Origin of the sequence: Stenotrophomonas terrae (genome assembly GCF_039674165.1) — a bacterium.
Lineage (GTDB): Bacteria > Pseudomonadota > Gammaproteobacteria > Xanthomonadales > Xanthomonadaceae > Stenotrophomonas > Stenotrophomonas terrae_A.
The window spans coordinates 37358-52256 of sequence record NZ_JBDJMY010000002.1 but is presented as its reverse complement, the minus strand read 5'-3'; the positions used below and the strand labels follow the sequence as shown (position 1 = coordinate 52256).

Here is a 14899-nt window from a genome sequence, read left to right as displayed (position 1 = left end):
CTGGAGAGCATGCGGTGAGGCGTAAGTAGGCGTTTCCCTACATACAGGCGAGGAAACGGATTGCATGATTGCCGGCCCGCTGCGAGCTGCGCAGCTTTGTACAGGACGTACGGCATGCATCGGTCACTTCTTGGTTTTGTCGCTGCTGGCCTTTTTTCGTTGTTGCTGCTAAGCGGCTGTGACCAGGAAGGGAACCTCTCCGTTACCGGCAAGGCCGCCGAGTTGGAGGCTTCCAGCAAGTTCCATGTGAGCAGTCGCCCGGTGCTGAACAGCAGGCAGATGTTGTCGGCGCTGCTTGGCGGCAGTGGTTTTGGGATGGAAGGCGAATCGAGGCCCGGTTATAGCGATATCGAGTTCTTCCCGATTGCCGACGCCGATGCAGTGGCGTCGCTGAGTGCGCTTTCCAGGCCTGGCCGGAACATTGCGTCGATCGATCTATCGGGCATCGATTTCAGCAAGAACTTTGCGTTCCTGGTGGCGCACCCCAGTTCGAGCTCATACGGCGCCATGACGTCAGGACAGCATGCGACGTACTTCAGCAAGGTCCTGCCCTCTTATGAGGCAGACAAGGTGGTACTACGCATTGACGCCAGCCGTCTGGGCGACATTGATCCCATCACCGCCATGAGTGGGAACTGGGAAGGCAGCATCTACACGGTCGAACGGCGCGGGCGCGACAAGCTCGAAGTGCGTCTGTATGACGAAAGCTATGCTTATTCGCTCGCTCCGAAGGCCAGCGACGACGTGGCGGAAGGGGCGGTGGCGCCAGCGCAGTAAAGGCAGCTCTGCCCCGGTCCTGCAGCGCAGGGCGGGCGGCTGGGCGCGTTGCGTGTTGCTTGGCGTAAAATGTCGCGGTCGGGCCTGGCCCTGGTCGTCGGAGTTGCAAGCCATGTTTCCACGCACGCGCAGTCTGTCTGCTGCGATGCAGGTGCCGCTGGGCACCTGCCGTCACCCTGTGCGCGCAGCGACGGATGGTCTGCAGTGACGGACATTCCAGGCAGCGATAGCGCCGAGATGGCGAACGATGAACATTGGATGCGCCACGCCCTGGCGCTGGCCGACCGCGCCCAGCGCGAGTTCGACGAGATACCGGTGGGCGCGGTGCTGGTGGGTGCCGATGGCGCGTTGCTGGGCGAGGGTTGGAACCTTAATATCGCCAGCCACGACCCCAGTGCGCATGCCGAGATCGTGGCCATGCGTCAGGCCGGCAAGGCGCTGGGCAACCATCGCTTGGTCGGCAGCACCTTGTACGTGACCCTGGAGCCCTGTGCCATGTGTGCGATGGCGGTGGTGCACGCGCGCATCGCGCGGGTGGTGTTCGCCGCCACCGACCTCAAGACCGGCGCCTGCGGCAGTGTGTTCGACCTGCTGGGCGATCCGCGTCACAACCACCGTGTACAGGTGCTCGGCGGGGTGCTGGCGAAGGACGCCAGCCTGCGCCTGACCAATTATTTCCGGGCCAAGCGCGGCCGTCCGCTGTTGAGTCCCGACGACCTTTGACGCGGCCAGCACCTGTGGCAGGGGTATCATGTGCATCGATATTCCGGCCGCGCGGCTTTGACCGCCGGCCCCCAGCATGAGGCAGCACATGGCGGACAACAGCGCAGGCAACGACCGGTTGATCTGGATTGATCTGGAAATGACCGGACTGGATACGGACAACGATTCCATCATCGAGATCGCCACCGTGGTCACCGATGGTCAGCTCAACGTGTTGGCCGAAGGCCCCGAATTCGCCATCCACCACTCCTTGGCGGTGCTGGAAGCGATGGACGAATGGAACCGCAACCAGCACCAGCGTTCGGGCCTGTGGCAGCGGGTGCTGGACAGCAGCACCAGCGTGGGCCAGGCCGAAGCCAAAACCATTGCCTTCCTGCAGGAGTGGATCAAGGCCGGTGCGTCGCCGATGTGTGGCAATTCGATCTGCCAGGACCGGCGCTTCCTGCACCGGCAGATGCCGCGGCTGGAAAAGTACTTCCATTACCGCAACCTGGACGTGTCCACCATCAAGGAACTGGCCAAGCGCTGGTCGCCAACCGTTGCAGCCGGCGTCAGCAAGACCTCCAGCCATACCGCGTTGAGCGATGTGCAGGACTCCATTGCCGAACTGCGCCACTACCGGCAATTCATGGGCGTGCTGGCCGGGTTGCCGGAAGCAGGCTGAGGACGATGACCGAGCTTGCTCTGCGTCTGCATGACAACGCGCAGGACCTGGCCGATCTGCAGCGGGCAGTGGGTTTGTTGGAATCGCCCACGCTCACCGCCAAGATGGCCAACCTGATCGGCTCGCCATTGGAGTTTGCGGTACGCAAGCTGCCTTCGGCGGTGTCTTCGCGCATCCAGGGCGTCACCGAGGCGGCCCTGTACAAGGCCGCGCAGACGGCCTTGTGGACGATGGACAACAAGCAACCTGGCAAGGCAGCCTCGCCGCGCCTGCACAAACTTGCCGCCGCCGCGTCCGGCGCGCTTGGCGGTGCCGGCGGCTTGCCCGCGTTGGCAATCGAGCTGCCGCTGTCGACCACCATCCTCATGCGCGCGGTTGCCGATGTCGCTCGCAGCGAAGGCTTCGACCTGGTTGACATGGCCACCCGCCAGGCCTGCCTGGAAGTGTTCGCCCTGGGTGGCAACTCGGGCAAGGACGATGCCAGCGAAACTGGCTATTACCTGGCGCGCGGCTTCACCACCGAGGTGATGCGGCATCTGTCGGCCGAATTGGCTGGCAGCGCCGTTACGGGCAGCCATGGCGTATTGCTGGGGCTGGGCCCGAAGGAAGCCGGCAAATGGTTGGCCAGGGTGGTGGAGAAAATCGCAGCCCGGTTCGGCGTGGTGGTGTCGGAGAAGTTTGTCGCGCAGGCGGTGCCGGTGATCGGCGCAATAGCGGGCGCAACCTTGAACACCATGTTCACCGGCTATTACCAGGACATGGCGCGCGGCCATTTCATCATCAAGCGGCTGGAACAGAAGTACGGATTCGAGGCGGTTCGCCTGGCCTACGGCGGAGTCACTGGCCGGCTGCACCCCTGAAGCTGTACCCCTTCGCCATCGGTAGGCGCATGCGACCGTGCTGCCTTCACCTGTTGCGAAGCCAATAGCCTCTAGCCTGTATTTTCCTTCCGAAGCGAGGTGGCCATGAATCAGTACAGGATCGCGGTTTTCGTCGGCAGTCTGCGCAAGGAGTCCATCAACCGCCGTTTGGCGCTGGCGCTGGAGAAGCTGGCCGGTGATCGCGCCAAATTTGAATACATTCAAATCGGCGATATCCCGCTCTACAACCAGGATCACGACACCCAGTTCCCTGCGCAGGGCACGCGGATGAAGAACCAGGTGCGGGCGGCTGACGCGGTGCTGTTTGTCACCCCCGAATACAACCGCTCCATTCCCGGCGTGCTCAAGAACGCCATCGACACCGCCTCGCGCCCCTATGGCGACAACGCCTTTGCCGGCAAGCCGGCGGCGGTGGTCGGCACCTCGATCGGTGCCATCGGTAGCGCCCTGGCGCAGCAGCACCTGCGCAATGTGCTGGTTTTCGTCGACCTGGCGGTGATGCCGCAGCCGGAGGCTTTCGTCCAGTTCAAGGATGGCCTGATAGAGGCAGACGGCACCATCAGCAATGACGGTACCCGGCAGTTCCTGCAGGGCTATGTCGACAAGTTCCTGGCCTGGACCGAGCACCAGCTCAAAGCCTGATGCGCGGCTGGCAGCAGCCGGCACCTGCGCGGCACATGCGATAATCCCACCCGGCGCTGCAACGGCGCCGGGTGTTTGTTTCTGTATGCCAGCCCACTCCCGGTCCCGCTGGGGCTTGGGTTGTAGACAGGTTATCCACAGACTTGTACGTATCCCGGTGGGCAATGCCCACCTACCATGGCCGCACGGCCTTATTGCAGGAAATACGCTTTTCATGTCCGCCCGTACTGGTTTCCGTTCCGACCGCGACCGCGGTGACCGCAACGATCGCTCTGATCGTAGCGAGCAGCGCATCGACGCCCTGCGCGTTCCCCCTCATTCGGTGGAAGCCGAGCAGGCCGTGCTTGGTGGTTTGATGCTGGCCCCGGAGGCCTATGACCGGGTCAACGAGGTGCTGACCGACAAGGACTTCTACCGGCGCGACCATCAGCTGATCTACCGCGCGATCCACGACCTGTCCGAGCGTGACCGTCCGTTCGATGCCGTCACCCTGGGTGAGTGGTTCGAGTCGCAGGGCAAGTCGGATCTGGTTGCCGATGGTGCTTACCTGATCGAGCTGGCCAGCACCACGCCGTCGGCGGCCAATATCAGCGCCTATGCGGAAATCGTGCGCGACAAGGCGGTGCTGCGGCAGCTGATCCAGGTCGGCACCGATATCGTCAATGACGGTTTCCAGCCTGAAGGCCGCGACAGCTCGGAGCTGCTGCAGACCGCAGAAAAGTCGGTGTTCGCCATCGCCGAGCAGGGTGCGCGCGGGCGTACCGACTTCGTGGCGATGCCCGGTGCACTCAAGGATGCCTTCGAGGAACTGCGCAACCGCTTTGAGAATGGCGGCAACATCACCGGTCTGCCGACCGGTTACAACGATTTCGATGCGATGACCGCCGGCCTGCAGCCGACCGATCTGATCATCCTGGCTGCGCGTCCGGCCATGGGCAAGACCACGCTGGCCTTGAACATCGCCGAGTACGCGGCAATCAAGTCCAAGAAAGGCGTGGCGATCTTCTCGATGGAAATGTCCGCATCGCAGCTGGCGATGCGTCTGATTTCCTCCAACGGCCGCATCAACGCCCAGCGCCTGCGTACCGGTCAGCTTGAGGATGAGGACTGGAGCCGCGTGACCGGCGCCATCCGCATGCTGAAGGAAACCAAGATCTTCATCGACGATACGCCGGGCGTGTCGCCGGAAATCCTGCGTTCCAAATGCCGCCGGCTCAAGCGTGAGCACGACCTTGGTTTGATCGTGATCGATTACCTGCAGCTGATGAGCGTGCCGGGCAACAGCGAGAATCGCGCGACCGAAATTTCGGAAATCTCGCGTGGCCTGAAGGGTCTGGCCAAGGAACTGAACGTGCCGGTGATTGCGCTGTCACAGCTCAACCGCTCGTTGGAAACCCGAACCGACAAGCGCCCGGTGATGGCCGATCTTCGCGAATCCGGCGCTATCGAGCAGGATGCGGACATGATCGTCTTCATCTACCGCGACGATTACTACAACAAGGAAAATTCGCCGGACAAGGGCCTGGCCGAGATCATCATCGGCAAGCACCGTGGTGGCCCCACCGGTTCGTGCAAATTGAAGTTCTTCGGCGAGTACACCCGCTTTGACAACCTGAGTCACGACTCGGTCGGTTCGTTCGAATAAGCCGGAGCCGACGCATGTCCACAGCTATTGTCTGGTTCCGCCGCGATCTGCGCCTGCGTGACAACCCGGCGTTGCAGGCCGCGCTTGAGGCTGGCCATGAGGTTGTTCCGGTCTACATCCATGCGCCGCAGGAAGAGGGCGCATGGGCACCGGGCGCTGCCTCGGAGGCGTGGCTGCATCGTTCGCTGCAGCAGCTTGATGCGCAGTTGCGTGCGGTTGGATCTGCCTTGGTATTGCGCAGTGGCGACAGCATGGCCCAGTTGCAGGCGCTGATCGCCGAAAGCGGCGCTGAGGCGGTCTACTGGAATCGCAAATACGAGCCAGCCACTCAGCCGCGTGATGCGGCGATCAAACGTGGGCTGCGCGAACAAGGCGTGCAGGTTGAAAGCCACAACGGCTACCTGCTGTTCGAGCCGTGGGAACTGGCCACGCTGCAAGGCGGCCCCTACAAGGTATTCACCCCGTTCTGGCGCAATGCGCTGACCCGTTGGCGGCTACCTGAGCTGTCCGACGCGCCGCGCAAGTTGAGCTCGCCGAAGGTGTCGGGCGTGCCCTTGCAGGCACTCGCACTGCAGCCACGGCTGGGCTGGGACTCCGGTTTCTGGGAGCACTGGCAGCCCGGCGAAGCCGGTGCCCAGGAGGCGCTGGAAGTATTTGCCGAAGGCGCGCTCAATGGTTACCGCGAGCAGCGCGATCTGCCAGACCGTACCGGCACCTCACTGCTGTCGCCGCACCTGCATTTCGGCGAGATCGCGCCGTGGCGTATCGCGCATACGCTGGAAGCCATGCGCAGCGCCGGTCGCGATGCCGATATCGACGGCTACCTGCGGCAGCTGGGGTGGCGCGAGTTCTCCTGCCACCTGCTGCACCATTTCCCACAGACCAGCGACGTCAATCTCAATCCACGCTTTGAGCGCTTTGCCTGGGAGCCTGCGCAGCCGGCAATGCTGGAAGCCTGGCAGCAGGGTCGTACCGGTATTCCAATCGTTGATGCTGGCATGCGCGAGCTATGGGCGACCGGTTACATGCACAACCGGGTGCGGATGCTGGTGGGCAGTTTTCTGTGCAAGCACATGCGCATGCACTGGAAGGAAGGCGCACGCTGGTTCTGGGACACCTTGGTGGATGCCGACCTGGCCAACAACAGCATGGGCTGGCAATGGATCGCCGGTACCGGTGCCGATGCGGCTCCGTATTTCCGGGTGTTCAATCCGGTGACGCAGGCGCAGAAGTTCGATCCGCAGGCGCGCTATATCAGCCGCTGGGTGCCCGAGCTTGCCGCGCTGCCGCTCAAGGCGCGGTTCGCGCCATGGCAGTTCCCGCAGCTGCTGGCCGAACACGCACCAAGCTACCCGACGCAGCCCTTGGTAGACCTGGCCAAGGGCCGGGATGAGGCCTTGGCGGCCTATCAGCGCTGTCGCTGACACTGGCTTAACGCGCAAGACAGTTAGATGAATGGATACCCGTGAAGCGGGTTGGGATGCATGCAGGTAATGCTTCGTGATGTTTATGCTTGCCCGGCAAATCCACGCGGCCAGTCCGGCCCATCAGGAGACTCATCAGATGACCACCCTAACTGTTGTTCGTAATCTTTCCATTGGCCTGGTGACGGCAGCCGTCCTCTCGGCCTGCGCTACCGGTGGCTCGTATGTGCAGCAGGACCAGTACGGCAACCAGACCCAGCAGCAGAACAAGACCGGCAAGGGCGCGCTGATCGGCTCGGCCATCGGTGTTGCTGCCGGCCTGCTCAGCGGCGGCAACGCCACCGAACGTCGTCAGCGCGCAATGGTGGGTGCCGGTATCGGCGCACTTGGCGGCGCTGCAGTTGGCAATTACCAGGATCGTCAGGAGCGCGCACTGCGTGAGCGCACTGCCAATACCGGTATCGACGTGCAGCGCGACGGTGACAACATCACCTTGAGCCTGCCCGATGGCATCACTTTCGATTTCAACAAGACCACCTTGAAGCCGCAGTTCTATGGTGCACTCAATGGCGTGGCGAGCACCTTGAGCGAGTACAACCAGACCATGATCGAAGTGGTCGGCCACACTGACAGCATTGGTACCGATGCGGTGAACAACCGTATTTCCAAGGAGCGTGCGGACGCGGTTGCGGCTTATCTGACCGCACAGGGCGTGCAGCGCGAGCGCATTGAAACCCTGGGTGCAGGCAAGGCCTATCCGATTGCTGACAACAGCACCGATGCAGGTCGTGCACAGAATCGCCGCGTAGAGATCCGCGTGATCCCGCTGCGTTCGTGATCGGAAAGCTTGTTTGCTGAAGTAAAGAGAGGGCCGCGCAAGCGGCCCTTTCGTTTGCTGGTTTCCTTCAGTCAATGGAGAGCAGCGCTTTGCTCCCTCCCTTGTGCCGTAGGCGCAGGGGAGGGTTGGGGAGGGGTAGCTCCTGCTGTTGCCTGGTTTGCTTTTGATCAACCAGAACAAAAGCACAGCCAGAGCCAAAGCCAAAGCCAAAGCCAAAGCCAAAGCTCCCCTCATCCGGTGCTGCGCACCACCTTCTCCCGCAGGCGGGAGAAGGGAGCAACAGCCACAGCAACAGCAACAGCAACAGCCAAGCCAACGCCGAAGCCAACGCCGAAGCCAACGCCGAAGCAGCAGCAGCGGAAGTAGCAGAAGAAGCAGAAGCAGCAGAAGCAGAAGCAGAAGCAGCCAAAGCCAAAGCCAAAGCCACAACCAGAACCAACATCAAAACAGCCGTTACTCCGGTTACTCCGCTATCACCACGTTGTTGCGCCCCTGGCCCTTGGCCGCATACAGCGCGGCATCGGCGCGCGCAAACCAGTCCTGCCAGCGTTGCTCGCCGGCATACATCGCCGCGCCCGCCGAGATGGTGATGCGGCCACCGGGACCGCGCAGCGATTGATAGACAGTCTTGCGCAGACGCTCGGTAAAACGGGCCAGCGCTTCGCGGCTGCCGGTATCAACCAGGATCACGAACTCCTCGCCACCAAAACGGAATACCTGGTCGTTTTCGCGCAGTTCAAAACGCAGGATCGCGGCCAGGTCGGACAAGGCGGTGTCGCCGGCGCCGTGACCGTAGCGGTCGTTGACCTCTTTGAAATTGTCGATATCGATCACCACCAGCCCTTGCCGGAAGCGCTCTGCGCGCATGCCGTCGATATGCGCCTGCAAGGATTTTTCCAGCGCCCGCCGGTTGGGAACACCGGTCAACGCATCCAGTGAGGCCAGCATTTCCAGGCGCGTGCGGTCGCCTTGCAGGCGATGGGAGAAGTGGTAGCCAAAGCCGAAAACCAACACGATCACGATCAGCGCCTGCAACTGTGTTGGCTGGCCCAACAACAGGCCCGGCATCAGCAGCAGGCCGGCGACCAGCATCAGGTTGAGCGGCGTGGCAATCTGATTGCGGACGATGAAGAAATTCGACATCAGCACCAGGTAAGTCCACGGCAGGGCAGCGCTGCCCAATTGCCAGGCGGAGAGCAGGCAGCCCCCCACCGTGGCCACGCACAGCAGTACACCACCGAGTTCCAGGCGCGGCTGGCGCTGATGGATGCATATGCTGGACAGCAGGGCCAGGATTGCCAACAGGCCGCTGATGGCGGCCGCAAGGCGCTGGCCGTCAAACCACAGCCATAGCGCAAAACACAGCAAGGCCAGCGTGGTTACCGGGGCGATGGTGCGCAGTGGCACGCTGCGCAATGCCTGCGGTAGTGACGGGTACGGTTTTATGGAGACTTTTGGGTCCATATGAGGCGAAAGATAGCAGCGGCGCTGTGTTCTGCACGTTCACCTGAATAGAGGCGCTTAGCCTCTGGCGGGCTTTGTGCAGATGGAGTACAAATGTACTCAATGACTGACCTCAGCCCCCGCCGCGCCGCCATCCTTGGCTACATCCGTGACCAGGTGAATGCCGGGCAATCGCCGTCCCTGGCCGAAATCGCAAGCGCCTGCGGCTTGGCCTCGCGGGGGGCGGCGCGCAAGCATGTGCTGGCATTGAACGAGGCAGGGCTGATTGAAGTGGCTGCCGGTCAGGCGCGTGGGATCCGCCCTGCGGGCCCGTCGGCGCGCGCCGAGCTGTTGCAGGTGCCTATTCTCGGGCGGGTTGCCGCAGGCGCACCGATCGGCGCCGATGCCGGCCTGGTCGACACCCTGGCACTGGATGAACGTTTGTTTGCGATGCGCCCGGACTACCTGCTGCGCGTGCAGGGCGATTCAATGATCGACGACGGTATTTTCGATGGCGATCTGGTCGGAGTCAGGCGCAGCAGTGATGCCCGCAACGGGCAGACGGTGGTTGCCCGGCTGGATGGCGAGTTGACCATCAAACGGCTCGCGCGCAGCGGCGCATCGCTGCGCTTGCTGCCGCGCAATCCGGCCTATGCGCCGATTGAAGTGCAGCCCGATCAGGACTTCGCCGTCGAAGGCGTGTTCTGTGGTCTGGTGCGGCGCGGCTGATGGGCGCGGTTGTTGCCCTTGATAGCCTGCTGCATGAACGCCGGGTCTGGCGTGGGCGGCCTGCGCCCTTGCCGGCCAGCCGCCAGCCCACCGGCTATGCGCAACTGGATGCGGTGTTGCCGACCGGCGGGTGGCCAGAATCGGCGCTGAGCGAAATCCTGTTGCCCGCCGAAGGTGTGGGGGAACTGCGCCTGCTGTGGCCAAGCCTGGCGCGCCTGACCCAGGCCGGTGAGCGTGTGGTGCTGGTGGCACCGCCCCATATCCCGTATGCACCAGCCTGGCAGGCGGCGGGCATCGACCTGCGCCAGTTGCAGGTGGTGCAGGCGGCCGATCAGCGCGATGCGCTCTGGGCCACCGAACAATGCCTGCGTTCGGGTAGCTGCGGTGCCGTGCTGTGCTGGCCGCAGCTGGCTGAGGACAAGGCCTTGCGGCGGCTGCAGGTGGCGGCCGAGTCCGGGCAGACATTGGGCTTTGCCAGCCGCCCGTTGCAGGCGGCAAAAAACCCTTCGCCTGCGGCGCTGCGTATCGCCATCGATGCGCAGCCGGCGCAGCTGCGGGTGTTGAAGTGCCGCGGTGGCATGGTGCCTCCGCGGCCGCTGCCCTTTGCCCGGGGGCAGTAAACCATGCGCTGGGCCTGCATTTTATTGCCGCATCTGGCCATGGACGGCGTGTTGCGCGCCTGCGCTGAGCCGGCGGCGGCACGGGTGCTGATCAGCGGGCCGAGCCAGCGCCGGGTAGTGCATGCGGTCAATCCCGCCGCCGCCGCGTTGGGTTTGAAGGCCGGGCAATCGCTGGTGACCGCGCAGGCATTGGCAACCGGGTTCGAGATACATGCGCATGAGCCCGATGCGCAGTCGGATTGGCATCGATTCCTGGCGGCCTGGGCGTACCAGTTCAGTTCGCAGGTAAGCCTGCAATACGCGCAGGCCTTGATCATCGAGATCGAACACAGCCTGGCGCTGTTCGGGCCATGGCCCAAGTTCGAGGCACGTCTGCGACAGGAACTGGGCGCGCTGGGTTTCCGCCATCGGATCGCCTTGGCACCCAATCCGGTCGCAGCACGCGCCCTGGCCAATGCCGGTGATGGCATCTGCGTGGATGAGGCCGGGTTGCTGGCCTTGCTGGGCCAGTTGCCGGTGGCCCGGGCCGGGTTTGGTGCCAGCGCATCGGCCGCTTTCGCGCGCATGGGCATCCGCACCGTCAAACAGTTGCAGGGCTTGCCACGGGCCAGCATCAATCGCCGCTTTGCACCGGATGTGTTGCGGCAGCTGGATGCCTTGCTCGGGGAGAGGCCTTTCGTATTGCAGCCGTACCAGCCGCCGGATGTGTTCGAGCTGCGCATCGAGCTGGGTTACGAGGTGGAAACCTCGCAGGCGCTGCTGTTCCCCTTGCGGCGATTGACCTCCGATCTGGCCGCGTTTCTTGCCGGGCGCGATGGCAGCGTGCAGCGTTTTGCACTGTTGCTGGAACACGAGGACCACCCACCCACCACGGTGGAAATCGGCCTGCTTGCGGCCGAACGTGATGCTGGCCTGTTGTTCGAGATTGCCCGCAGCCGTTTGGAACAGGCCAAGCTGCCGGCGCCGGTGCGACAGTTCGGTTTGCGGGCCGATCAATTGCCGGCCTTCGTCCCCGAGCACCGTGAGCTGTTCGATACCCGGCCACAGCAGAGCATGCCGTGGGAGCAGTTGCGTGAACGCCTGCGCGCACGCCTGGGCGACCAATCCGTGCATGGGCTGCGCGTACATGCCGATCATCGTCCCGAATATGCCTGGCGCGGTGAGCCAGCCCCAGCTTCAACTTCAACCGTCGCCAGCCTGCCATCGCCAGTGCGCCCGGGTTGGTTGCTGCGCACGCCGCAGCCTTGGCCGGGGGCAAATCCGGAACTGCTGTCGGCGCCGGAGCGGATTGAAAGCGGCTGGTGGGATGGCGATGACGTACGCCGTGATTACTACCGTGTCAGCACCCGCTTCGGCCAGCACGCCTGGGCCTGGCGCGAGGTGGGCGGCGAGGGCGGTTTCATGCTGCAGGGCTGGTTCGCATGAGCGCCGGTTATGCCGAACTGCATTGCCTGTCCGCCTTCAGTTTCCAGCGCGGTGCATCGACTGCGGATGAGTTGTTCGCGCGGGCCAAGGCACATGGTTACAAAGCGCTGGCCATCACCGACGAATGCACGCTGGCCGGCATCGTGCGGGCCTGGCGTGCGTCGAAGGAAACCGGCTTGCCGCTGATTGTCGGCAGCGAAATCCAATTGGAAAACGGGCCGAAGCTGGTGTTGCTGGTGGAAAACGCCGCCGGCTATCAAGCCTTGTGTTGGTTGATAACGCAGGCGCGGCGGCGTGCGGAGAAGGGCGAATATCGGCTGCTTGCCGAAGACCTTGCTGCGGTTGATCGCAGCGGCCTGTTGGCGCTGTGGTTACCTGCTGCGCAGCCGGAACCTGCCGAGGGCATGCAGTTGCGGCAGTGGTTCCCGCAACGCTGCTGGATTGCAGTGGAACTGCACCACGGTGCCAACGATGAAGCGCGTCTGCAGCAGCTGCAGGCGCTGGGCGAGCAGCTTCAGCTGCCACTGGTCGCTGCCGGTGACGTGCATATGCATGCGCGTGGACGCCGGGCCTTGCAGGATGTGATGACTGCCGTCCGCCATCGGGTCACCGTTGCCGAGGCCGGGCAGCGCCTGTTTGCCAATGGCGAACGGCATCTGCGTCCACTGCCGGCATTGCAGGCGATCTATCCAGCCGAACTGCTGGAGCAGAGCCTATGCATTGCCCGGCGTTGTGCCGGGTTTGATCTGAAAGAAGCGGTGAATTACCAGTATCCCAGTGAAGTGGTGCCTGCCGGTTATACCGCGCAGTGCTGGCTGGCCGAACTGGTGGCGCGTGGCGCACGCAAGCGCTGGCCGGATGGGATGACGCCGCAGGCCGAAGCCTTGATCGAAAAAGAGCTGGCGCTGATCGAAATGAAGAAGTACGCCTCGTACTTTCTCACCGTGCATGATCTGGTGGCCCATGCGCGCAGCATCGGCATCCTCTGCCAGGGCCGTGGTTCGGCAGCCAACTCGGTGGTGTGCTTCGTGCTGGGCATTACCGAACTCGATCCTTCGCATAGCCACTTGTTGTTTGAACGTTTCATCTCGGAGGATCGGGATGAGCCGCCGGATATCGATGTCGATTTCGAGCATGAGCGGCGCGAGGAAGTCATTCAATACGTGTTTTCGCGCTATGGCCGCGAACGCGCCGCCTTGGCCGCCGTAGCCACGCAGTATGGTGGGCGCGGTGCGCTGCGCGACGTGGCGCGGGTGCTGGGCATGCCGGGGGATGTGATCACCCAGCTGACGTCCTGCATCGGCCACTGGTCGGACAGCATTCCCGATGCCGAGCGCCTGCGCGAACACGGCTTCGATCCGGACAGCCCGCTGCTGCGGCGCATCCTGATACTGGCCAATGAACTGATCGATTTCCCGCATTACCTGTCCCAGCATCCGGGTGGCTTCGTCATTTCCGAGCGCGCCCTGCACAGCATGGTGCCGGTGGAGAATGCGGCAATGGACGCGCGCACGGTGATCCAGTGGGACAAGGATGACCTGGAAACCTTGGGGCTGATGAAGGTGGATGTGCTGGCGCTGGGCATGCTTACCGCCGTGCGGCGCTGCTTCGACCTGATCCAGCGTTATCGCGGCCTGCACTACACCCTGGCGACGATTCCACAGGAAGACAAGCCCACCTACGACATGATCAGCCGCGCCGATACGGTGGGCGTATTCCAGATCGAATCGCGTGCGCAGATGGCGATGCTGCCGCGGCTGCGGCCGAAGACCTTCTACGATCTGGTGGTTGAAGTGGCCATCGTTCGCCCCGGCCCGATCCAGGGTGACATGGTGCATCCCTACCTGCGCCGGCGTACCGGTGAGGAGTTGATCAACTATCCCTCCGAAGCCTTGAAGGAAGTGCTTAAGCGGACCCTCGGCGTGCCGCTGTTCCAGGAACAGGTGATGCAGATCGCGATGGTGGCGGCCGGTTACAACGCCAGCGAAGCCGACGGCCTGCGCCGTTCGATGGCGGCATGGAAGCGCCACGGCGGTCTGGAGCCGCACCGGGTGAAACTGACCGAGGGCATGCTGGATCGCGGTTATCCGCTGGATTTTGCCGAACGCATTTTCGAGCAGATCAAGGGCTTCGGCAGCTATGGCTTCCCCGAAAGCCATGCCGCCAGTTTCGCGCTGATCGCCTACGCCAGCAGCTGGTTGAAGTGCCACCATCCGGCCGAGTTCGCCTGTGCGCTGCTCAACAGCCAGCCGATGGGCTTCTACAGCCCGGACCAACTGCTGCAGGACGTGCGCCGGCATGGCGTCGCGAACCGGCCGCTGGACGTGCGCTACAGCGGCTGGGAGTGTTCGCTGGAATGGGAGCGCGACAACCAGCGTCTGGCGATCCGGCTGGGTTTCTGCCTGGTGCGTGGTTTCAATGCCGAAGACGCAATGCGCATCGAGCAGGCCAGGGCGCAGGCCGCGTTTACCGATATCGCCGACCTGTGCCGGCGCGCGGATCTGGATGCGCGCGCACGTGCCTTGTTGGCCGATGCCGGTGCCTTGCGCGGCATGGCCGGCAATCGCCATCGCGCACGTTGGGCGATTGCCGGTGTGGAAGACCAGCGGCCGCTGTTTGATGACCAACCGGCGACGGCCGAAGCCGATGTCGCCTTGCCAATGCCCAGCGCCGGCGAGGATCTCAACGCGGATTACGCCTTGCTGGGAACCACGCTGGAGCTGCATCCACTTGCACGCCTGCGCCACCAGCTGAGCGCGCGTCGCTGCCGCAGTTCCAAGGATCTGGAAAGCATGCGCAGTACCGGCAATGTGCTGGTGGCCGGGCTGGTGCGCGGGCGGCAGCGGCCGGCGACTGCAAGCGGGGTTACCTTCATCACGTTGGAGGACGAGTTCGGCCAGATCAATGTGGTGGTCTGGCGGCAGCTGGCCGAGCGCCAGCGGCAGGTATTCCTGGAATCACGGCTGATGCAGGTCAGCGGTCGGCTGGAAGCCGAAAACGGCGTGCGTCATCTGATCGCACGCCGCATGGATGATCTGTCTTCGCTGCTGGGCAGCCTGGACGTGCGCAGCCGCGACTTCCATTGAGC

14 protein-coding genes are annotated in these 14899 nt (G+C 63.4%); 12 read left to right on the top strand and 2 right to left on the bottom strand.

Annotated features, from left to right (window positions below; all coding sequences use genetic code 11):
* Positions 1–114 precede the first annotated feature (114 nt).
* The 8 genes from ABE493_RS01355 (at position 115) to ABE493_RS01320 (ending at position 7594) form a co-directional block, all read left to right on the top strand.
* Positions 115–777, top strand: coding sequence for a hypothetical protein (locus ABE493_RS01355; protein ID WP_346496548.1), 663 nt, complete (start codon positions 115–117; stop codon positions 775–777).
* Between the two features lie 237 nt (positions 778–1014).
* A complete protein-coding gene (gene tadA, locus ABE493_RS01350; protein ID WP_346496755.1) occupies positions 1015–1500 on the top strand; it encodes a tRNA adenosine(34) deaminase TadA in 486 nt (161 codons plus the stop codon).
* Positions 1501–1588: 88 nt separating this feature from the next.
* Positions 1589–2164 (top strand): oligoribonuclease, encoded by a 576-nt coding sequence (gene orn, locus ABE493_RS01345; RefSeq protein ID WP_346496546.1) that lies wholly within the window; start codon positions 1589–1591, stop codon positions 2162–2164.
* A 5-nt stretch (positions 2165–2169) separates the two neighbouring features.
* Complete coding sequence (locus ABE493_RS01340; protein WP_346496544.1) at positions 2170–3024, top strand: EcsC family protein; 855 nt, start codon at positions 2170–2172, stop codon at positions 3022–3024.
* 105 nt (positions 3025–3129) lie between these two features.
* Entirely contained in the window at positions 3130–3687 is a 558-nt protein-coding gene (locus tag ABE493_RS01335) for an NADPH-dependent FMN reductase (protein ID WP_346496542.1), read from the top strand.
* 214 nt (positions 3688–3901) lie between these two features.
* Positions 3902–5332 (top strand): replicative DNA helicase, encoded by a 1431-nt coding sequence (locus tag ABE493_RS01330; protein WP_346496540.1) that lies wholly within the window; start codon positions 3902–3904, stop codon positions 5330–5332.
* A 14-nt stretch (positions 5333–5346) separates the two neighbouring features.
* Positions 5347–6756, top strand: coding sequence for a cryptochrome/photolyase family protein (locus tag ABE493_RS01325; RefSeq protein WP_346496539.1), 1410 nt, complete (start codon positions 5347–5349; stop codon positions 6754–6756).
* 139 nt (positions 6757–6895) lie between these two features.
* Positions 6896–7594 (top strand): OmpA family protein, encoded by a 699-nt coding sequence (locus tag ABE493_RS01320; protein ID WP_346496537.1) that lies wholly within the window; start codon positions 6896–6898, stop codon positions 7592–7594.
* Positions 7595–7661: 67 nt separating this feature from the next.
* Here the strand turns inward: ABE493_RS01320 and ABE493_RS01315 are convergent, their stop codons facing one another.
* Together ABE493_RS01315 and ABE493_RS01310 are read right to left on the bottom strand one after the other, a co-directional pair.
* Positions 7662–8036, bottom strand: coding sequence for a hypothetical protein (locus ABE493_RS01315; RefSeq protein ID WP_346496535.1), 375 nt, complete (start codon positions 8034–8036; stop codon positions 7662–7664).
* 20 nt (positions 8037–8056) lie between these two features.
* Positions 8057–9001, bottom strand: coding sequence for a GGDEF domain-containing protein (locus ABE493_RS01310; RefSeq protein ID WP_346496533.1), 945 nt, complete (start codon positions 8999–9001; stop codon positions 8057–8059).
* 159 nt (positions 9002–9160) lie between these two features.
* Here ABE493_RS01310 and lexA point away from each other — a divergent pair, with 159 nt between their 5' ends.
* From lexA to ABE493_RS01290, 4 genes are read left to right on the top strand one after another with little or no spacing between them, the layout of a single operon-like run.
* Complete coding sequence (gene lexA, locus ABE493_RS01305) at positions 9161–9766, top strand: transcriptional repressor LexA (protein WP_346496531.1); 606 nt, start codon at positions 9161–9163, stop codon at positions 9764–9766.
* A complete protein-coding gene (imuA, locus tag ABE493_RS01300; RefSeq protein WP_346496529.1) occupies positions 9766–10386 on the top strand; it encodes a translesion DNA synthesis-associated protein ImuA in 621 nt (206 codons plus the stop codon). The genes lexA and imuA overlap by 1 nt, the downstream gene beginning before the upstream one ends.
* Positions 10387–10389: 3 nt before the next feature.
* Positions 10390–11811: a Y-family DNA polymerase gene (locus ABE493_RS01295; RefSeq protein WP_346496527.1), complete on the top strand. Its 1422-nt coding sequence runs from the start codon at positions 10390–10392 to the stop codon at positions 11809–11811.
* Positions 11808–14897, top strand: a complete 3090-nt coding sequence (locus ABE493_RS01290) for an error-prone DNA polymerase (protein ID WP_346496525.1) — start codon at positions 11808–11810, stop codon at positions 14895–14897. The genes ABE493_RS01295 and ABE493_RS01290 overlap by 4 nt, the downstream gene beginning before the upstream one ends.
* Positions 14898–14899 lie beyond the last annotated feature (2 nt).